13 protein-coding genes and 1 pseudogene are annotated in these 20806 nt (G+C 53.1%); 9 read left to right on the top strand and 5 right to left on the bottom strand.

Features of this window, described 5'->3' with window-relative positions; all coding sequences use genetic code 11:
- Nucleotides 1-370: 370 nt before the first annotated feature.
- Together HP572_RS19080 and HP572_RS19075 are read left to right on the top strand one after the other, a co-directional pair.
- On the top strand, nt 371-1996 hold the full coding sequence (locus HP572_RS19080) for a methyl-accepting chemotaxis protein (RefSeq protein ID WP_240584035.1): 1626 nt from the start codon (nt 371-373) through the stop codon (nt 1994-1996).
- A gap of 683 nt (nt 1997-2679) precedes the next feature.
- Nucleotides 2680-4341: a methyl-accepting chemotaxis protein gene (locus HP572_RS19075; RefSeq protein ID WP_240584034.1), complete on the top strand. Its 1662-nt coding sequence runs from the start codon at nt 2680-2682 to the stop codon at nt 4339-4341.
- A gap of 102 nt (nt 4342-4443) precedes the next feature.
- Here the strand turns inward: HP572_RS19075 and HP572_RS19070 are convergent, their stop codons facing one another.
- On the bottom strand, nt 4444-5271 hold the full coding sequence (locus HP572_RS19070; RefSeq protein ID WP_240584033.1) for a dienelactone hydrolase family protein: 828 nt from the start codon (nt 5269-5271) through the stop codon (nt 4444-4446).
- A 336-nt stretch (nt 5272-5607) separates the two neighbouring features.
- Between HP572_RS19070 and udp the strand changes: the two genes are divergently transcribed.
- Together udp and HP572_RS19060 are read left to right on the top strand one after the other, a co-directional pair.
- The gene (udp, locus tag HP572_RS19065; protein WP_010283777.1) at nt 5608-6378 is read left to right on the top strand and encodes a uridine phosphorylase; all 771 of its coding nucleotides are present in this window, start codon (nt 5608-5610) and stop codon (nt 6376-6378) included.
- 236 nt (nt 6379-6614) lie between these two features.
- Nucleotides 6615-7403, top strand: a complete 789-nt coding sequence (locus HP572_RS19060; protein WP_205552098.1) for a tyrosine-protein phosphatase — start codon at nt 6615-6617, stop codon at nt 7401-7403.
- 151 nt (nt 7404-7554) lie between these two features.
- On the opposite strand, the pseudogene ppc reads toward HP572_RS19060, so the two are convergent.
- Nucleotides 7555-10195: pseudogene (gene ppc, locus HP572_RS19055) on the bottom strand (phosphoenolpyruvate carboxylase).
- Nucleotides 10196-10639: 444 nt separating this feature from the next.
- Nucleotides 10640-12028 carry a PTS transporter subunit EIIC gene (locus tag HP572_RS19050; protein WP_039482998.1) on the bottom strand — a complete coding sequence of 463 codons (1389 nt, stop codon included), beginning with the start codon at nt 12026-12028 and terminating at the stop codon, nt 10640-10642.
- A 322-nt stretch (nt 12029-12350) separates the two neighbouring features.
- Here HP572_RS19050 and HP572_RS19045 point away from each other — a divergent pair, with 322 nt between their 5' ends.
- Entirely contained in the window at nt 12351-13550 is a 1200-nt protein-coding gene (locus HP572_RS19045; RefSeq protein WP_039320490.1) for a starvation-sensing protein RspA, read from the top strand.
- 3 nt (nt 13551-13553) lie between these two features.
- Here the strand turns inward: HP572_RS19045 and HP572_RS19040 are convergent, their stop codons facing one another.
- Both HP572_RS19040 and argE read right to left on the bottom strand, forming a co-directional pair.
- Entirely contained in the window at nt 13554-14267 is a 714-nt protein-coding gene (locus HP572_RS19040) for a GntR family transcriptional regulator (RefSeq protein WP_040033247.1), read from the bottom strand.
- A 54-nt stretch (nt 14268-14321) separates the two neighbouring features.
- Nucleotides 14322-15473 (bottom strand): acetylornithine deacetylase, encoded by a 1152-nt coding sequence (gene argE, locus HP572_RS19035; RefSeq protein ID WP_131591696.1) that lies wholly within the window; start codon nt 15471-15473, stop codon nt 14322-14324.
- 202 nt (nt 15474-15675) lie between these two features.
- Between argE and argC the strand changes: the two genes are divergently transcribed.
- From argC to rmuC, 4 genes are all read left to right on the top strand, one after another.
- Nucleotides 15676-16680, top strand: a complete 1005-nt coding sequence (argC, locus tag HP572_RS19030; protein WP_240584032.1) for an N-acetyl-gamma-glutamyl-phosphate reductase — start codon at nt 15676-15678, stop codon at nt 16678-16680.
- A gap of 37 nt (nt 16681-16717) precedes the next feature.
- Nucleotides 16718-17491, top strand: coding sequence for an acetylglutamate kinase (argB, locus tag HP572_RS19025; protein ID WP_127156635.1), 774 nt, complete (start codon nt 16718-16720; stop codon nt 17489-17491).
- A gap of 61 nt (nt 17492-17552) precedes the next feature.
- Nucleotides 17553-18926 carry an argininosuccinate lyase gene (gene argH, locus HP572_RS19020; protein WP_039278778.1) on the top strand — a complete coding sequence of 458 codons (1374 nt, stop codon included), beginning with the start codon at nt 17553-17555 and terminating at the stop codon, nt 18924-18926.
- A gap of 219 nt (nt 18927-19145) precedes the next feature.
- Nucleotides 19146-20708 carry a DNA recombination protein RmuC gene (gene rmuC, locus HP572_RS19015; protein WP_240584031.1) on the top strand — a complete coding sequence of 521 codons (1563 nt, stop codon included), beginning with the start codon at nt 19146-19148 and terminating at the stop codon, nt 20706-20708.
- The last annotated feature ends 98 nt before the right edge of the window (nt 20709-20806 follow it).

Here is a 20806-nt window from a genome sequence, read left to right as displayed (position 1 = left end):
CCCTCCCCCTTGTTTATCTGCATCAGTAGGTAGGCTATTCATCGAGCATGAATGTTTTTTCGTAGGATTAAAATTTCATATTTGAAATATTTAAATGACTCAGTCATAAAGCTAATAAATCTTGTGCCGATAAGGTAAACGGCATGGAAGCGGCTCTGGGTTTATCAATAGAGCGAGGTTGTTTGTATTTTTTAACGTTTTACTTATGTTGAAAGTGCACCTGCAATTACCCTCTTATGGGTATATTTAAAATACTCATAAAGCATATTTAATTTCCCGAAAAAAAACGATTATTCCCCACTCTGCGGCGTCATTAGACGATAGCTGTGCGCAGTAGTCATTATTATGTATTACCTAAAAGGAGTAAGACATGAGTTTAGCGAATTGGCGTATTGGCTATCGATTAGGTGGCGGGTTTGCCATCTTGATTCTGATGTTATTTACCGTGAGTATTTTTTCTTTGTCTAAACTGTCCTCTTTCCAGGATGGTGCCAGAGATATTGTCAAAGAGGTTTATCCGCAAACGGTAGATGCGAATGATCTCATCGATAACGTGAATGGGCATTTTGTCGCTTATTTACAGATGCTGCTGGTATCCGGTCAGGAACAGCGTCAGGGATATGTCGATCGGATTATGGCGTACCGCAAGGAAATTAGCCGTCTGCTCGACAATCTGGAAAACAATGCCTCAGGTGAGCTTTCCCGCAAGCAAGTGGGGGTTGTCCGTGGGTTTCGTGCCGAGTTCATCAAGTCTGGCGATAAAATTATTAGTGATGCGCTGGCGGGTAATAACGACGTCGCTGTCGCGGAATTCAATAACACCCTGAACGTCATTCAGCGCAATTACCGTGACTCGGTGAAGCAGTTGGTGAATTACCAAAATGATGCGATGGATAATTCTGTCGAGACCATGGCTGAGGTATACAGCAACACCCGCATGATTTTGCTGCTTATTTTGGCGCTGGGTGCCGTATTTGGGGCGCTGATTGCCTGGGCTATCACGCGCAGCGTAACCCGCCCAATAGATCAGGCTTTGCAAGTCGCGGACAGAGTGGCGCAGGGCGATCTGACTTCACGTATCACGGTGAGCAGCAAGGATGAAACTGGGTTGCTGCTGCAATCGCTGGATCGCATGAACACCAGCCTGAGCACGATTGTCGGGCAGGTGCGTGATGGCGCGGAAACGATCTCGACAGCGGCGTCACAAATCACGGCCGGTAATCAGGATCTGTCATCGCGTACCGAAGAGCAGGCCAGCTCGCTGGAAGAAACCGCCGCCTCAATGGAGCAACTGGCATCTACCATTAAAAACACCGCGGAAAATACCCAGCAGGCAACGGAGATTGCCAATAAGGCGACCGGTGCTGCGAAACAAAGCGGTGATGTCATGCTTTCCGTGACGCAAAAAATGCGCGGCATTCGTGATTCATCCCAGCGTATGGCGGAAATCATCGGCGTGATCGACGGTATCGCTTTCCAGACCAATATTCTGGCGCTGAACGCAGCTGTTGAAGCCGCGCGTGCAGGCGAGCAAGGGCGTGGTTTTGCTGTGGTGGCGGGGGAAGTCCGTTCACTGGCACAGCGCAGTGCGACTGCCGCGCGGGAGATTAAGGATTTGATCGACGATTCCGTGAGTAAAATTCGTGAAGGCATGGAGCTGGTTGATACTGCTGAAGAAACGATGGGTGGATTAACGGCCCACGTGAAGGACGTACACGACATTATCAGCGAGATTTCGCAGGCCAGTCGTGAACAGAGCGACGGGATTAACCAGATGAATCTGGCGATTGGGCAGATTGATGCTACGACCCAGCAGAATGCGGCTCTGGTTGAAGAATCGGCCTCTGCGGCGCTGTCTCTGCAATCACAAGCTTCCGTTCTGGCAGAAGCGGTGAGTGCATTTAAAATACAGTCGTACAGCAGTCACGCTGGGTCTTATGCGCCGATGTCGATGAGCACACCTAGGCTGTCTCTGGCGTTGGCGAGCAAAGAGTAAATGACTGCCATCATTTGACGGCGTTGTAACGTAGCGCCTATTGCCACAGGGAGGCGACAGCCTCCCTGATTCTTTTCATGTGCTACGTAGCGTAAATACATTTTTTCCCCTTCTTATTCAGTTTGTTATCCTTTACTAAGAAATATTCCCACCTCTTTATTTCTAATATCAACTATATCTGACTATCCTTTTATGTAATTGGGGCGTTATTTCTGTTAATGGCTCGTAGATTAATATGTGTTTTTTTCGATCGAAATTTACTATTTGATAGTCAGTGGCTATTTATTATTTATTTTTGAATGATTTAAACGATCAAATGATAAAGATCATGGGCGGTGTGCCGATAAGATGGATAACACAGGAGCGGCCATGTCTGCATGAGTGTGGAGAGGGAAGACCATTATTATCACCTCAATAACGTCTCTGCGGTCTTATCCGTTGTATTTGTAGCACTGTTAGATTTATTTCCACTTTTGCACCTCAACACCCGAGGGAAACTATTTGATTTTTGATAGCGCCTCTCATACTGAGAGCGTGCGTAAAATGCCTACCTCAAGGTATCTCTGGCGCGTCAGAAGGTCTGTTCGCCTTCGGATCGCCAACCATTCTCCGCCCTGTGGTTCCATCAATCTGCGACATGTGCGCAATTGACATTGCTATGCATTATCTAAAAGGAGTGAGACATGAATTTAGCGAATTGGCGTATCGGCTATCGACTGGGGGCTGGGTTTGCCGTCCTGATTTTGATGTTGTTTGTCGTGAGTATTTTTTCCCTGTCCAAGCTATCCGGTTTCCAGGATGGTGCCAGAGGCATTGTGAAAGAGGTTTATCCACAAACGGTTGATTCAAATAGCCTTATCGATAATGTAAACAGCATTCTGGTGGCCTATCAGCGGCTGATGCTGGTTTCAGATGAGGATAAAATCAAGGAAAACGTCGATCGTGTGAACACATTCCGCCAGGAGATTGGCCGCCTGCTGGATAAGCTGGAAAGCCAGACGGTTGAAGAGCGTTCAATCTCTCAGCTGCGTGCTATCCGCACGATCCGTGCCGAATTTTTGAAATCCGGTGACAAAATTATCAGCGAAGTGGTAGCAGGCAATCGAGAAGCGGCGATTGAGGAGTTCAACAACAACCTGAATGTTGTCCAACGTCAGTACCGTGATGCGGTAAGACAATTGGTTAACTATCAGGATGATGCGATGGATACCTCTGTTGAAGCCATGGCTGAGGTGTACAGCGACACCCGCATTATTCTACTGCTCATTCTAGCGCTGAGTGCCGTGCTTGGTGCGCTGATTGCCTGGTCAATTACGCGTAGCGTAACCCGACCGATACAGCAGGCTTTGCAAGTGGCAGACAGAGTGGCACAGGGCGACCTGACCTCACGTATCACTGTTACCAGCAAAGATGAAACCGGATTGCTGCTGCAATCGTTGGATCACATGAACACCAGCCTGAGCACGATTGTCGGGCAGGTGCGTGACGGGGCGGAAACGATCTCGACGGCGGCCTCGCAAATTGCCGCAGGTAATCAGGATTTGTCATCGCGTACCGAAGAGCAGGCCAGCTCGCTGGAAGAAACGGCGGCGTCGATGGAACAGCTGACGTCTACCATCAAGAACACGGCGGAAAATACCCAGCAGGCAACCGACATCGCGAATAAGGCCTCTGGTGCGGCTAAGCAAAGCGGCGACGTTATGGTTTCTGTGACGCAGAAAATGCGCGGCATTCGCGATTCATCCCAGCGTATGGCGGAAATCATTGGCGTGATTGACGGCATTGCGTTCCAGACCAATATTCTGGCGCTGAACGCCGCGGTTGAAGCCGCGCGGGCGGGCGAGCAAGGGCGTGGTTTTGCAGTGGTGGCAGGGGAAGTCCGTTCTCTGGCACAGCGCAGTGCGACCGCCGCGCGTGAGATCAAGGATTTGATCGACGACTCTGTGAGTAAAATTCAGGAAGGCATGTCGCTGGTGGATACCGCTGAAGAAACGATGAGCGGATTAACGGGCTATGTGCGGGATGTGAATGAGATCATCAGCGAAATCTCGCAGGCCAGCCGTGAACAGAGCGATGGGATTAACCAGATGAATCTGGCAGTGGGACAGATTGATACCACGACCCAGCAGAATGCGGCGCTGGTTGAAGAGTCGGCCTCTGCGGCGCTGTCTCTGCAATCACAGGCCTCTGTGCTGGCGGAAGCGGTAAGCGCGTTTAAGTTGCAGTCATATGGCAGCGGCAAAACTGCGTCTTATGCATCGGCACCAACGCGTACGCCAACGCTGTCTTTAGCGCCTGCATCGGCGAAAAATAAGGGCAATGACGGCGACTGGACGACGTTCTAAGGCTGTCTGTCTCTGTAAAGTCGTCAAAAGGTAAAATACCAACGCCACCGTTATTCGGTGGCGTTTTAGATCGTGGAATAAGATGTAAAACGAGTGACGGCGTTACGCCACGCCGTTTTTCTGGAACCATGCCAGCATACGCTGCCAGCCGTCGCGTGCGGATTCTTCATGGTAGCTGGGGCGATAATCGGCATGGAAAGCATGCCCGGCATCGGGGTAGACGATGATGTCTGCCGCCGCGTTGGCGGCACGCAGCGCCTGCCGCATAATATCGACCTGTCCTAACGGAATTCCTTCGTCTTTCGCGCCGTACAATCCCAGTACCGGGGCTTCTAATTCCGTTGCGACATCGACCGGATGTTTAGGGCTATTCAGCGTTTTCTCACCTGTACACTTGCCGTACCAGGCAACGGCCGCCTTGAGCTGTGGGTTGTGTGCGGCGTAGAGCCAGGTGATGCGTCCGCCCCAACAGAAACCCGTTATCGCCAGTTTACTCGCGTCGCCGCCCTGTTTAATCGCCCAGTTGGCCGTGTGATCGAGATCGGACAGTACTTGTGTATCGGGCACCTTATACACCAGCTCGGTCAGGATTCGCTGAATATCGTTATATTGGCTGGGGTCGCCCTGACGAAAATACAGCTCTGGCGCAATGGCCATGTAGCCCTGCTTGGCCAGCCTGCGGCAAACGTCCTGAATGTGTTGATGAACGCCGAAAATCTCCTGGACCACCAGAACGATAGGAAGTGGCTTCTCATGATTTTCCGGTCTGGCGATATACGCGGGTAGCTGCTCACCCTGAGAAGAAATGGTGGTTTCGCTGGCAATGATACCGACAGAATCCGTGGTAATGATGGAGGCGGTCTGCGGTTCTACTGCCGGGGATAGCCCCTGAGGAAGATGTTTGAAGGTCGTCTGTTCATCAGTCTTCATTACGCGCTCTCCTGTTACCGGTTAGCCGGATTTCATGTGAAAGAGGGGTTTCGAAATCGCTATGATAAATACTATCAATGATTAAAGAATCTACACTAGAAGACAATTAATCGGCAAAAATGAATTCCTTACCCAATAAATAGTGATTTAAGTCACATTTTTTATGTATGTTGATATTTGTTTCTTTTTCATCGGTGACTCTCGTCACTTAAAAAAACGTAATGATGCGCTAGAGTCTTTTTATTGAACGGACGCTGACCGGCTGCGACAGGCAGCATAGAGGAGGCGTCCGGCGCGATTTCTCTGAATACCCAATTGATTGCCCGGGAGGCAGTTATGTCTACATCTGATGTGTTCCATCTTGGTCTGGTCAAGAACGATTTACAGGGCGCGACGCTGGCTATCGTCCCCGGCGATCCTGAGCGTGTTGAAAAAATTGCTCGCCTGATGGATAACCCGGTACATCTGGCATCACACCGTGAATTTACGTCCTGGCGTGCAGAGTTGGATGGCAAGGCGGTGATTGTTTGCTCGACCGGTATCGGCGGCCCGTCAACGTCAATCGCAGTAGAAGAATTGGCACAGCTCGGTATCCGTACTTTCCTGCGCGTCGGTACGACGGGTGCGATTCAGTCCGGCATCAATGTCGGCGATGTGTTGGTGACCACCGCGGCCGTTCGCCTTGATGGGGCGAGCCTGCACTTCGCGCCAATGGAATTCCCAGCTGTTGCCGATTTCGGCTGTACCACCGCGCTGGTGGAAGCGGCTAAGGCATCGGGTGCGGCGTTGCATGTGGGCATCACCGCGTCTTCCGATACGTTCTATCCGGGTCAGGAACGCTATGACACCTTCTCTGGACGCGTTGTCCGTCGCTTCCGCGGCTCGATGGAAGAATGGCAGAGCATGGGCGTGCTGAACTATGAAATGGAATCCGCCACGTTGCTGACCATGTGCGCCAGCCAGGGGTTAAAAGCGGGCATGATCGCGGGCGTGATCGTGAACCGTACCCAGCAGGAAATCCCAGATGCGGCGACCATGAAGCTGGCCGAAACCACCGTCATCAAGGTGTTGCTGGACGCGACTCGTCGTTTGTTAGCTGCTGAATAAGCACAAAAATTGATGGTATTTTGGGCTGGTCATCATCGATGCCAGCCCGTATCCTGATATACCCGTCATTCTTCAAGCTGCATGTGCGTTGGCTGCGTTCACTCACCCGAATCACTTACTTGAGTAAGCTCATCGGGATTCCCTCGCTTGCCGCCTTCCTGCAACTCGAATTATTTAGGGTATACACTGAATAACTCAAGTTGCCTTGCTCGCCTTTCAACCTCGCAAGGAGATGTATGACCGAACCAACGTTGCTTCATCCCTCTTTATTACCGCTGGACGGCGGAATCAACTTCCGCGATTTAGGCGGCAACCGCGCTGCTGATGGGCGGCTTATCCGACACGGTAAACTTTTTCGCTCCGGTTCGCTGGATCTGCTGAGTCAGGCTGACTGCGAACACCTTGCTGGCGTGCCGATTTCTCACGTGGTGGACTATCGGGATGCCGATGAAATTGCGCAGAAGCCCGACGTCTTGTGGACGGGGGCTAATTATCACGCTTACCCAGCCAACCCATTGCGCCATGAAGTGACGGCTAATCTGGATTCATTGGGATCCGATGTGCTGGCAGCGTTTGATTCCCGTGCGTTTATGTTGGAACTCTACCGCCGTCTGCCTTTCAATAACTCAGCCTATAAACAGCTGGTATCACTGCTATTGCGGCCGGATGAGGGCGGGCTGGTACAGCACTGCGCCGTCGGTAAAGATCGCACCGGTATTGGTTCGGCGCTGGTGATGTTTGCGCTGGGGGCAGATGAGCAGACGGTGATGGAAGATTACCTGCTCACCGAGACGACGCTGACGCCGTTCCGCCAGCAGCTACTGACACATCTGTCGGCAACGCTGAATGAGAAAGCGCTGGGACAGTTCTCTTATGTGCTGTCGGTGCAGGAAGAGTTCATCGTGACGGCGCTACAGGCCATCTACGAACGACACGGCTCAATTGATAGCTGGCTTGAAGTGGAATACGGTCTGGATAATCGTGCACGGAATTATTTGCAGGATAAATACTTGGTTGCAGGATAACTATCTGGCGTAAGGTACTCACAGCGGCTTTACGATCTATCCATTATCACCGCGTGACTGATTTTTCCACAAAAGAGGCCGGTCAGTTGACCGGCCTTTGTTTTTGCTGTGTATAGTTTTGCTGTCTGTGTAGTTTTTGCTGACTGCGCAATTAGCCCGTATTACGCATACCTGCGGCGACACCCGCAATAGTCACCATCAGCGCCAGCTCCAGATCGGCATCCGGTTTTTCCTGCTGACGTGAACGATGCAGCAACTCGGCCTGCAATACGTTCAGGGGATCGGTATAGACGTTACGCAGGGCGATCGACTCGGCGATCCACGGCAGATCTGCCATCAGGTGATCGTCGTTGGAGATCGCTAGTACAACGTTAATATCGGCGGCCAGCTGATCGCGCAGCTGTTTCCCTAACGGCCACAGCTTCTCTTCGACCAGACGCTGATCGTAATACTCTGCCAGCCACAGGTCGGCTTTGGCGAACACCATCTCCAGCATGCCGATACGCGTTGAGAAGAACGGCCAGTCGCGACACATGGCTTCCAGCTGTTCCTGCTTACCGTCATCCACCACTTTCTGCAATGCGGCACCCGCACCCAGCCACGCTGGCAGCATCAGGCGGTTCTGCGTCCAGGCGAAAATCCACGGGATAGCGCGCAGGCTTTCCACGCCGCCGTTCGGACGACGCTTGGCCGGACGGGATCCCAGCGGCAGTTTACCCAGTTCCAGCTCCGGCGTTGCGGCGCGGAAGTAAGGGACGAAATCCGGGTTCTCACGCACGTAGCCACGGTACATATCGCAGGACACGCGGGACAGCTCATCCATCACCTCGTGCCATTCCTGTTTTGGTTCCGGCGGTGGCAGCAGGTTTGCTTCCAGAATTGCACCGGTATACAGCGCCAGGCTGCTGATGGTGACTTCCGGCAGGCCATACTTAAAGCGAATCATCTCGCCCTGTTCCGTCACGCGCAGGCCACCTTTCAGGCTACCCGGCGGTTGTGACAACAGCGCAGCATGAGCCGGTGCGCCACCGCGACCGATGGAACCGCCGCGTCCGTGGAACAGCGTCAGTGCGATACCCGCTTTCTCACAGGTTTTGATCAGCGCGTCCTGTGCACGGTATTGCGCCCAGGAAGCGGCCATCACGCCCGCGTCTTTTGCGGAGTCGGAATAGCCGATCATGACCATCTGCTTGCCTTGAATAAAGCCGCGATACCAGTCGATGCTCAGCAATTGCTTCATGACATCATCGGCGTTGTTCAGGTCGTCCAGCGTTTCAAACAGCGGCGCGACCGGCAAGGCAAACGGGCAGCCTGCTTCTTTGAGCAGTAGGTGAACGGCCAGCACATCGGAAGGCGTACGCGCCATTGAAATAACGTAAGCGGCGATAGAGCCCTGTGGCGCTTTGGCGATAACTCGACAGGTATCCAGCATTTCTTTGGTATCCGCACTCGGTTCCCAGTAGCGCGGCAGAAGCGGGCGCTTGGAGCTCAGTTCACGGATCAGGAAGGCTTGCTTGTCGGACTCTGACCAGCTTTCGTAGTCGCCCAGACCCAGATAACGGGTAATCTCAGCCAGTGCTTCGGTGTGGCGGGTGCTTTCCTGACGGACATCGATGCGGACCAAAGGCACGCCGAAGCAGCGCACGCGGCGCAGCGTATCCAGCAGGCGACCGTCGGCGATGATGCCCATGCCGCAGGTTTTCAGTGATTGGTAGCAGGCGTGGAGCGGTTCCCAAAGCTGTTCGTTGGTAATCAGCAGATCTTTCGGCGGCAGACGTTCTTCGCCCGTCAGGCGCGCTTCCAGGTAGCTCAGCGTACTGCTCAACTGCGAACGCAGTGATTTCATGATGGCACGGTACGGTTCCTGCACCTCGCTGCCACCGGCCAGTTCCAACAGCTCCGGCGTACATTCGGACATCGACAGTTCGGAAACGAGCACCTGGATATCACGCAGGAACAGATCGGCCGCTTTCCAACGGCTGAGTAGCAGAACATGGCGAGTCACTTCTGCCGTGACGTTCGGGTTACCGTCACGGTCGCCGCCCATCCAGGAGGTAAAACGCACCGGAACGGCGTCAACGGGCAGACGGTAGCCGAAAGCCTGTTCCAGCTGTTCATCCAGCTCGCGTAAAAACGCGGGTACGCCTTCCCACAGACTGTTTTCCACCACGGCGAAGCCCCATTTGGCTTCATCTACCGGGGTAGGACGAATTTTACGGATTTCATCGGTATGCCAGGACTGTGCGATCAGCTGGCGCAGGCGGCGCATGATCTGATTACGTTCATAATCAGCCAGATCGTTATGGTCGAGCTGCTTGAGGCAGGTATTCACTTCCACCAGCTTGTGGATCAGCGTCCGGCGGGTTAATTTCGGTTGGGTGTGCGGTCAACACCAGTTCGATCGACAGCGACTCCACGGCATCGCGGATATCGCGTTCGGTCAGATCTTTGCTTTCCTTCAGGCGCTCAAAGGCGTTGGAAAGCAGTGCCGGGTTACTCGCCGCTTCACCATGCGGTGAAATCGTATGGTATTGCTCGGCGGTATTGGTCAGGTTAAGGAACTGGCTGAATGCGCGGGCAACGGGCAACAGTTCATCGTTAGACAGGTTTTGCAGCGTGGTCAGCAGCTCCTGACGATGTTTTTCATTACCTGCGCGGGAAGACTTTGACAACTTGCGGATTGTTTCGACTTTATCAAGGATGTTCTCACCCAGTGCTTCCTTGATGGTATCGCCGAGAAGCTTGCCGAGCATACTGACGTTACTGCGCATTGCGGAATATTGTTCGTTCATAGTTACCCTGACCATCCCTACTATTTTTGTAAGTTTATTTCACTTGACATATTTTGACGCACTGCCTCCATCTAGCCACGATAAGGCGGGTTCGTCAATTGACGATTCTTTCTTCTCCTTATTCTTTGTACTTGCATTGAGGCGGGCTTGGCAATTTGTGAAATTTAATTACAGGGGCGCGGATATTAGGGCAACTAATACACTCGTCATACTTCAAGTTGCATGTGCGTTGGCTGCGCTACTCGACACACTTGAGTGTGTCTCGCCCCGTTGGGGCCGCTGCAAGCAGCGTTCAAACCTGCCTCTGGCAGGTTTGTCAGTCACCCGAATCACTTACCTGAGTAAGTTCATCGGGATTCCTTCACTTGCCGCCTTCCTGAAACTCGAATTATTTAGAGTATCGCGGAGGGGGGATGGCGGGGCGCAGCGGCCCCGCAGGTGCGGTTACGCCTGTTTGGACGCTCTGACGACCAGAATATAAGTCAGCGTGAAAGAAAGCACGATGGCGATGGCCATGCCGGATACCGCGTAGCTAAAGTACGGACCGATATAGGCTGGCAGGCTGAAAATACTCGACAAGATATAGCCATACAGTCGGACACCGAAGTACGCGATAAAGGCCGACGCGATGGAGCTGGCAATAGTTGCGGAGATAAACGCTTTTTTATACTTGGTCAGTACGCCGAAGAGTGCAGGTTCGGTAATACCGAGCAGCGCGGAAACCCCAGCAGACAGCACGACAGATTTGTCCTGACGGGTTTTGGCATGGAAGTAGATGGCAAACGTGGAACCCGCAATCGCCATATTAGCCATACACATCATTGGCATCAGCATATCAAAGCCCTGATTGCTGAAATTTTGCAGCGCAATGGGCGTCATCGCGTGATGCATGCCAGTCAGAATCGCGACAGGCCGAATCGCACCGACCACGAAACCAGCAAAAATAGACGACACATCGAACAGGCTCTGAATAAACAGTGCCAGCAGTTTACCGAGGTAGATCCCGAATGGCCCGATAACGGTGAGCGACACCAGTGCGGCGATAAACAGCGTCAGCGTTGGGGTAAACACGGTTTTCAGCACCGAAGGCATGATGCGGTCGACCCAACGATGGATATAGCTCAGTGCCAGCACGGAGAAAATCACCGGGATGACGCTGGCGGCGTAGTTAAACACTGGAATGGGTAGCACACCGATGAAGTAAAAGGCGCTGACTGCATTAGGGCTATTGCTGGCTAGTGCCTTCGCCGCTTCTATCAACGACGGGTACATCAGGCAGGCTGCAACGGCCGCTGCCAGATATTCGCTTGTTTTAAATATCCTGGCTGCGGAGATGGCGAGGAAGAAAGGTAAGAAATAGAACACACCGCTGGCGATCAGGTCGAGGACGATCACGGTATCGGTTTTGGCAGAGACCACTTTCAAGGCGATCAGCCCTGCCAGCAGCCCTTTGATCATCCCGGCACCCGCGATGGCAGGGACGATCGGACCAAATACGCCGGAAACGGTATCCATGAACAGCGAAATCAGACCCTTCTTCTGCTTCTGCACGTCTGGCTGCGATGTCGCTGTAGGCGAAAGCGTTGTGGAGGAAAGCTGGGCGTTCAGCAGTTCGTAATACTCATTGACCTGCGGCCCGATAATAATCTGAAACTGTTCACTCTGGTGTTGTGCACCTAATATACCGGGCAGATTTTTTATCGCCTCGGTTTGCACTTTACTTTCATCAATTAAATCAAACCGAAGCCGCGTCATGCAGTGCCAGGCTTTATTAATGTTTTCGCTTCCGCCAACCAGTTTAATGATTGACTGAATAACGTCATTTTTTCCCATGAAATAAACTCCCCGCATAGCCTTATGTTATTTTTGGCCGAATTATTTCCACCGATAGTAAAAACTTAAAGAAGAAAAAACAAACCAATAAAACATGAAGTTCGTCACATGGTTAGTCTATAATGGGATGTTTGTTGCCATTATTCGATAATTGGTCTGGTTTTTTTATCAATTAGATGGCTTTTTCAAACCAAAATAAATCTTTTAAATAAGAGGTTTACAATAAAAGAAAAAATAAGTAGAAAACAAAAAAAGAAACTGATTTTAGACTGTGTTTTTGCCGGGTGACGTTATTCCGGTAAATGCTCTGGAGGATATTTTTGTGTTGCCGACAATCATTACTGACATTGAATGTCTTGTTACCCGCCCCGACCGCCATAATTTAGTGACGGTGGTGGTTCACACGGATAAAGGCGTGACGGGTTATGGATGTGCGACCTTCCAGCAGCGCCCGCTGGCCGTCAAAGCGATGGTGGACGAATACCTCAAACCGCTGCTGCTAGGACGAGATGCTAACCACATTGAAGATCTGTGGCACATGATGATGGTCAACGCCTATTGGCGTAACGGGCCGGTGATCAACAATGCGGTGGCGGGCGTCGATATGGCGCTGTGGGACATCAAGGGCAAGCTGGCGGATATGCCGCTCTATCACCTGTTTGGTGGGAAATCCCGCGATGCCATTGCCGCTTACAGCCATGCAGCCAGCGATACGCTGGACGGGCTGTATCAGGAAGTGGATCGGCTGTATGCGCAGGGCTATCGTCATATCCGCTGCCAGCTAGGATTTTATGGCGGTAATCCCGATGCGCTGCACAGCACGCGTCAGCCAACGGAGGGTGCCTATTACGATCAGGAACAGTACATGGCTAACACGCTCGCCATGTTCCGTGCGCTGCGTGAGAAATACGGCGATCGCTTCCACATCCTGCATGATGTCCATGAGCGTCTGTTCCCGAATCAGGCCGTACAATTCGCCAAAGCGGTAGAAGTGTATCGCCCCTATTTTATCGAAGACATTTTGCCACCTGCGCAAAATGAGTGGCTGGCGCAGATCCGTAGCCAGAGCGCGGTGCCGCTGGCGACCGGAGAACTATTTAATAACCCCGCCGAGTGGCAGAATCTGGTGATTAACCGTCAGGTTGATTTCATTCGCTGCCATGTCTCACAGATTGGCGGGATCACACCAGCGCTGAAGCTGGGCGCGTTCTGTCAGAACTTTGGTGTGCGGCTGGCGTGGCACTGCCCGCCGGATATGACGCCCATCGGCGCGGCGGTCAATATTCATCTGAATATCCATTTGCACAATGCTGCCATTCAGGAATTTGTCGCTTACCCGGAAAATACCCGCAAGGTCTTCCCGCAGGCGGTGGAGCCGGAGAAGGGCTATCTGTATCCTATTGAGCGCCCCGGTATCGGCGTTGGGATCGATCTGGACGCGGCGCGGCAGTTTCCCGTCGTCTATCGTCCGCACGAGTGGACGCAGAGCCGCCTGCCGGATGGCACGATGCATACGCCTTGAGTCTTACGGCGACTGGCGGAAGGTTAAGTTATCGCGGTTGAAGGGGATGACATAGGTGCAGGCGTAGTTAATGTCGATGATATCGCTCGATTCGTACACGCGACCACCCTGTAAAATGCCGCGATTAAGAATATGCATCGCCGCCGTGCCTTTCTTGCAACCCAGCAGCTCAGCCTGTGCTTTGGTGACGTTAACCGCCTGATAATGCGTCAGGTAGTGTGAAATCGCATAGCCCTTGCTGAGCACATACTGCTGAATCGAGCTTTCAATAATCTTTTGGTTCATATCCGGGAAATCCGCGGCGGGCATCTTCGATATCTCGATCTGTACCTTACGGTTATCGACGTAGCGTAATCGGCTGAATTCCCAGATGAACGTATTTTCGCTAATAGCAAAAACCTGCTGCTCTTCCCGAGTCGGCAGCCGCTTATGCAGGCTAAGCAGACGGAATGAAATCTGATTAAATTTCTTTTCGGTGATTGAGTTATACACCAGCGGATTGCTGCGTACGCCCTGATTAATGAAGTTACCCGAGCCCTGCACCATATGGATCGCGCCGATGCTGGCGAGCTTTTCCAGCGCCTGACGGATGGTAAAGCGCGACACGCCGTATTCTTCCGCCAGTTGGCGTTCCGGCGGCAGCTTTTCCGGCAGCGGATCGGTGTGCTGATAGATTTTGCTCAGTAAATCCTGCGCGATGAAGTCTTTCTTTTTCATGAGCTATCTCAACATAGCCTTGCCAGCGTGGCTGACAAGGCCGCTTGCATCGGATCAGTGGTGACAGAAGTGATGAATCACCTGCGAGATCAGCTCCCGCGTCGGTTTGATAAACTTGGTATCAATATATTCATCCGGCTGGTGCGCCTGTTCGATCGATCCCGGCCCCAGAACCAGCGTCGGGCACAGTGTCTGAATAAACGGTGCTTCAGTGCAGTAGTTCACGATTTCCGTTTTCGTCCCCAGCAGCTTCTCTACGACTGACACCAAACGGTGATCGGGCGGGCACTCATAGCCAGGAATCGGAGGATGCAGCTCGCTGATGGTCAACCGACCCGGCCAGCGCTGGCTGACGGGCTCAAGCGCTTCTGACAGCAGTCCGTCCAAATCGTTAAGCGTAATGCCCGGCAGCGGACGGATATCCATATGCAGCTCACAGCAGCCGCAAATGCGGTTAGCGGCATCGCCGCCGTGAATATGACCGAGGTTCATGGTCGGGTGAGGAATGTGGAAAATCGGGTTGTGATAGCGTTCCTGTAGCGTGTTACGCAGCACCAGCAGGTGAGAGATGGCTTCGTGCATCAGCTCAATCGCGTTCACGCCGCGCGAAGGGTCGCTGGAGTGACCAGACTGCCCCTGAATGCGGATCGCGTTGGACATATGGCCTTTGTGGGCGCGCACCGGTTGCAGCGACGTCGGTTCGCCGATGATGGCGCAGTCCGGGCGAATCTGCGTGGATTCGGAGAAATACTTGGCACCAGCCATTGTCGTCTCTTCATCTGCCGTTGCCAGCACATAGAGCGGTTTCGTTAGCTTGGTCGGATCGATATCGCGTAAGGCATCCAGAATAAAGGCAAAGAAGCCTTTCATATCCGCCGTACCTAAGCCGTACAGCTTGTTGTCATGTTCGGTCAGCGTGAACGGGTCGCGTGTCCAGCGGCCGTCGTCGAACGGGACGGTGTCGGTGTGGCCTGCCAACAATAAGCCACCTTTTCCTTCACCAATCCGCGCCAGCATATTAAATTTATTGAGGGTGCCGGGGACCGGTTGGACTTCCACGTGGAAGCCAAGATCGCCGAACCAGCCTGCCAGCAGGTTGATTAACGTATGATTACTTTGATCGAGCGCGCTGTCGGTGGCACTGATGGACGGTGTGGCGATCAATGCCCGATATAGCTCAATAAAAGGGGGTAAATTCATCTTCACTGTTGACAGCCTCTGGTTAGGATAGTATCAATATTCATGCATTTATTTTGAATAAAAATACAATAATGCTCGGCGAAAGGAAACCCAAAGGTACGGCGATGGCGATTCGTCACTTTCACTGAGTTTCGCGGGTGAACAGCGTACCGACGCTGGTGAGCCCTGTTACCTGTTCCATAGATAAGTAAGAAGGTATACGGATCCCATGCTGAATACGCTGATTGTTGGTGCAAGTGGTTATACCGGCGCTGAGCTTGCGCTCTACCTGAACCGTCACCCACAGATGAACATAACCGCTTTGATGGTTTCTGCGCAAAGTGTCGATGCAGGAAAATTGATTTCTGATTTACATCCGCAGCTCAAAGGCATCATCGATGTTCCGGTAAAACCGCTGACCGATGCGGAAGAAGCGGCGAAAGGCGTGGATGTCGTTTTTCTGGCGACCGACCACAAAGTCAGCCACGATCTGGCCCCTGTTTTTCTGGCGGCAGGCTGCACTGTTTTTGATTTGTCCGGCGCGTTCCGCGTACAGGATGCCGAATTTTATCGTCGTTACTATGGCTTTGAGCATCAACACCCTGACTGGCTGGCAAAAGCGGTTTACGGACTGGCCGAATGGCGTGCTGAAAGCGTAAAACAGGCGCAGCTGATTGCCGTGCCGGGCTGTTATCCAACAGCTGCGCAGCTGGCGCTGAAGCCGCTGCTGGACGCTCAACTGCTGAATCCGGCGCAGTGGCCGGTGATTAACGCTGTAAGCGGCGTGAGCGGGGCGGGACGTAAAGCGTCTATGACCAACAGCTTCTGCGAAGTCAGCTTTCAACCGTACGGCATTTTCAACCACCGTCATGAACCTGAAATTTCAACGCACCTCGGCACGCCAGTGATCTTCACGCCGCATTTGGGCAACTTCGCTCGCGGTATTCTGGAAACCATCACCTGCCGCCTGCAACCGGGCGTCACCCAGCAGGATGTCGCCGAAGCCTATCACAATACCTATCACGATAAGCCGTTGGTTCGCCTGTATGAGAAGGGTGTTCCGGCGCTGAAATCCGTTGTCGGCCTGCCGTTCTGCGATATCGGTTTCTCCGTCGATGGTGAGCACCTCATCGTGGTGGCAACCGAAGATAACCTGCTGAAAGGCGCGGCGGCACAGGCTGTGCAATGCATGAACATTCGTTTTGGTTTCCCTGAAACCCAATCGTTAATTTAATGACTACTGGTCCCGACATTTCGAGGCGCGAAGCATAATGAATCCGTTAATTATCAAATTAGGTGGCGTTTTACTGGATAGCGAAGAAGCGCTGGAGCGTCTGTTCACCGCGCTGGTGGCTTACCGTCAGGAACATCAGCGTCCGCTGGTGATTGTGCACGGCGGTGGCTGTCTGGTGGATGACCTGATGAAGAAGCTGGCGCTGCCAGTCGTGAAGAAAAACGGCCTGCGCGTCACGCCAGCCGATCAGATCGACATCATCACCGGTGCGCTGGCAGGTTCCGCCAACAAGACGCTGCTGTCATGGGCGAAGAAGCATGATATCAACGCAGTCGGCCTGTGCCTGGGTGATGGCGGCAGCACGACGGTCACGCAGCTCGATGAGTCTTTGGGCTTTGTGGGTAAAGCGGAAGCGGGATCGCCTGCGCTGCTGAACACGCTGCTGTCTGCGGGTTACCTGCCTGTCGTCAGCTCCATCGGTATTACGGCGCAGGGCGATCTGATGAACGTCAACGCCGACCAAGCGGCGACGGCACTGGCGCAAACGCTGGGCGCGGATTTAATCCTGCTGTCTGACGTGAGCGGCATTCTGGATGGTAAAGGCCAGCGTATTGCCGAAATGACGGCAGAGAAAGCCGAGCAGCTGATTGCTCAAGGCATCATCACCGACGGCATGATTGTTAAGGTTAACGCTGCGCTGGATGCTGCACGTGCGCTGGGGCGTCCGGTTGATATCGCCAGCTGGCGTCATGCTGAGCAGCTACCTGCGCTGTTCAACGGCGTGTCGATTGGTACACGTATTCTGGCGTAAGTCGTTTCTGGGTATGGCATGATGCGATACCAACATGAATTAAATTCTGGGAGTAATCGTTATGGCTTTGTGGGGCGGTCGGTTTAGTCAGGCAGCAGATCAGCGTTTTAAACAATTTAATGACTCACTGCGGTTTGATTACCGTCTGGCGGAACAGGACATCGTAGGCTCGATCGGCTGGTCGAAAGCGCTGGTGACGGTCAATGTGCTCAGCGAGCAGGAGCAGCAGCAACTGGAACAGGCGCTGAATGCGCTGCTGGTTGAGGTGCAAGCTGATCCTGAGATGATCCTGCAAAGCGATGCAGAAGACATTCACAGCTGGGTTGAACAGCGCCTGATTGAGAAAGTCGGCGATTTAGGTAAAAAGCTGCATACCGGTCGTAGCCGTAACGATCAGGTCGCGACTGACCTGAAACTGTGGTGCAAAGCGCAGATTGCAGAACTGCTGCTGTCGGTACGCCAGCTGCGTCAGGCGCTGGTCACGACGGCGGAAGCCAATCAGGATGCGGTGATGCCGGGTTACACTCACTTGCAGCGCGCACAGCCGGTGACGTTTGCACACTGGTGCTTGGCTTACCACGAAATGTTAGCGCGTGATGAAAGCCGTCTGGAAGATACGCTGAAGCGTCTGGATGTCAGCCCGCTGGGCTGTGGTGCGTTGGCGGGAACGGCTTATCCGATCGACCGTGAGCAACTGGCAGGCTGGCTGGGATTTGCCTCGGCCACGCGTAACAGTCTGGACACGGTTTCCGATCGCGATCATGTACTGGAACTGCTGTCCGATGCCTCGATCGGCATGATCCACCTGTCGCGTTTTGCCGAAGATCTGATCTTCTTCAACAGCGGTGAAGCGGCGTTCGTTGAGCTGTCTGACCGTGTGACATCCGGTTCTTCCCTGATGCCACAGAAGAAAAACCCGGATGCTCTGGAGCTGATTCGCGGTAAATGTGGTCGCGTACAGGGTGCGTTGACCGGCATGATGATGACGCTTAAGGGCTTGCCGTTGGCGTATAACAAAGACATGCAGGAAGACAAAGAAGGGCTGTTTGACGCGCTGGATACCTGGCACGACTGCCTGATGATGGCGGGTCTGGTGCTGGAAGGCATTCAGGTTAAACGTCCGCGCTGTAAAGAAGCGGCCGAGCAAGGCTACGCGAACTCAACAGAGCTGGCGGATTATCTGGTCGCGAAAGGCGTTCCGTTCCGTGAAGCGCACCATATCGTAGGTGAAGCGGTGGTTGAAGCCATTCGTCAGGGCAAAGCATTGGAAGCGTTGCCGTTGGCCGATCTGCAAAAATTCAGCGCTGTGATTGGCGAGGATGTGTACCCGATTCTGGCGTTACAATCCTGCCTGGATAAGCGTGCTGCACAAGGTGGCGTGTCACCGCAGCAGGTTGCTAAAGCGATTAGCGATGCGAAGCAGCGCTTAGCTTAAGTCGCCCATCTCTGTTCTGTTCCCCCAACGTGGTGTTTCGCGTTGGGGGGATTTCTGCGTTACCGATCTGATTCTTCTGCAAATTATCATCTATCCATTTTCATATGGAATACGGCTCGCATTTTTCTGCTCAGCGTCTTCCCCGCCAGAATTGTTTCTGGACATCCATACAGTATCATTTTACCTTGACCGACAGCGTGAAAGGCCTGCGGAGGCAAAGTGGATATCAGCATATTTTATGGTCTGGGCGGCAGTGCAGTGGGTCTGTTGGTCGGGTGGTTAATTGCCAGCCTGATTCATCAGCAGAAGCTGTCGCGGCATGACACCGAACAGCAGTTGCTGGCGCAGACATTGCAGCAGGCTCAGCAATCGCTCAGCGAACAGCAGCAGGCAAAGCAGCAGGACGAACAGCGGCTACGGCAAAATGAGCTGGAGCTGCGCACGGTTCACGCTCAGCTCTCTGCCAGCCATGAAAAGCTGCAACAGCTTAATGAACTTCGCGCGGAGTGCGTGCAGCTCAATCAGGAACTGCGAACGCTACGTGAAATCAACAGCGCACAGGAAGCGGAATTGCGGGAAGTTACCATTCGGCTGGAAGAAACCCGTATGGCGGCGGAAGAGAAGCAGCGTCTGCTGGCAAACAGCGAACAGCGGTTGACGACGCAGTTTGAGAATCTGGCGAACCGGATTTTTGAACACAGCGGCCGCAAAGTGGATGAACAAAATAAACAGAGTCTGGATAAGCTGCTGATGCCGCTGCGTGAGCAGCTTGATGGCTTCCGCCGTCAGGTGCAGGACAGCTTTGGCGCGGAAGCGCGCGAGCGGCACACGTTGGCGCATGAAATCCGCAATCTGCAACAGCTGAACGCGCAGATGGCACACGAGGCCATCAATCTGACGAAAGCGCTGAAAGGCGATAACAAAACGCAGGGTAACTGGGGCGAGGTGGTGTTAAGTCGCGTACTCGAAGCCTCCGGCCTGCGTGAAGGATATGAGTACCAAACACAGGTCAGCGTGCAGACGGGGGCAAATAGCCGCCTGCAGCCGGATGTCATCGTGCGCTTACCGCAGGGCAAAGATGTCGTGATCGATGCCAAGATGTCGCTGGTGGCTTACGAGCGCTATTTCAATAGTGACGATGACGCAGAGCGTAGTGTGGCGTTGAACGAGCATTTGCTCTCGGTTCGCAGCCATATTCGGCAGTTGAGCAGCAAAGATTATCAGCAGCTTCCGGGCTTGCGTTCGCTAGACTACGTGCTGATGTTTATTCCGGTCGAGCCTGCTTTTCTGGTTGCTATCGATCGCCAGCCCGAATTGATCAACGAGGCGCTAAAGCACAATATTATGCTGGTCAGCCCGACCACGCTGCTGGTGGCTTTACGCACCATCAACAATTTATGGCGCTATGAACAACAGAGTCGCAATGCACAGCAGATCGCTGAAAAAGCGTCGCGGCTGTACGATAAACTGCGGTTGTTTGTCGATGATATGGAAGCGCTGGGGCTGAGTCTGGATAAAGCTCAGGGCACTTATCGTCAGGCGATGAATAAACTTTCCTCTGGGCGTGGTAACCTTATTGGCCAGGCTGAGGGGTTCCGTGCGCTGGGTGTAGAAATCAAACGCACGATTAGCCCGTCATTAGCAGAAAAAGCAACGGCCCATGAGCACGCTGAACGCGATGAATTACTGGATTCCGTAGCACCCGACGCTGTTTCGCCCACCGTGAAAACGGAGGGCGAAGAAGGGGAAATCCCTTTCGCTACCCGTACTGATTCGTACTAAATAGGTATGAATTTCGTGGGCTTGGGCACCATGCTATGCGAAATTAGTGCAGTGGGGTTTTTATACGGGTCTGGTACACTCTCACCATTAATGGGTAG

This window comes from Pectobacterium sp. PL64 (assembly GCF_022477975.1).
In the GTDB taxonomy this organism is placed as follows: domain Bacteria; phylum Pseudomonadota; class Gammaproteobacteria; order Enterobacterales; family Enterobacteriaceae; genus Pectobacterium; species Pectobacterium jejuense.
The sequence above is the reverse complement of the archived record's forward strand: the minus strand, read 5'-3'. Positions and strand labels throughout refer to the sequence as shown.

Coding starts and splice junctions, on each gene's coding strand:
- HP572_RS19080 (WP_240584035.1), top strand. CDS start 371: ATGAGTTTAGCGAATTGGCGTATTGGCTATCGATTAGGTGGCGGGTTT.
- HP572_RS19075 (WP_240584034.1), top strand. CDS start 2,680: ATGAATTTAGCGAATTGGCGTATCGGCTATCGACTGGGGGCTGGGTTT.
- HP572_RS19070 (WP_240584033.1), bottom strand. CDS start 5,271: ATGAAGACTGATGAACAGACGACCTTCAAACATCTTCCTCAGGGGCTA.
- udp (WP_010283777.1), top strand. CDS start 5,608: ATGTCTACATCTGATGTGTTCCATCTTGGTCTGGTCAAGAACGATTTA.
- HP572_RS19060 (WP_205552098.1), top strand. CDS start 6,615: ATGACCGAACCAACGTTGCTTCATCCCTCTTTATTACCGCTGGACGGC.
- HP572_RS19050 (WP_039482998.1), bottom strand. CDS start 12,028: ATGGGAAAAAATGACGTTATTCAGTCAATCATTAAACTGGTTGGCGGA.
- HP572_RS19040 (WP_040033247.1), bottom strand. CDS start 14,267: ATGAAAAAGAAAGACTTCATCGCGCAGGATTTACTGAGCAAAATCTAT.
- argC (WP_240584032.1), top strand. CDS start 15,676: ATGCTGAATACGCTGATTGTTGGTGCAAGTGGTTATACCGGCGCTGAG.
- argB (WP_127156635.1), top strand. CDS start 16,718: ATGAATCCGTTAATTATCAAATTAGGTGGCGTTTTACTGGATAGCGAA.
- argH (WP_039278778.1), top strand. CDS start 17,553: ATGGCTTTGTGGGGCGGTCGGTTTAGTCAGGCAGCAGATCAGCGTTTT.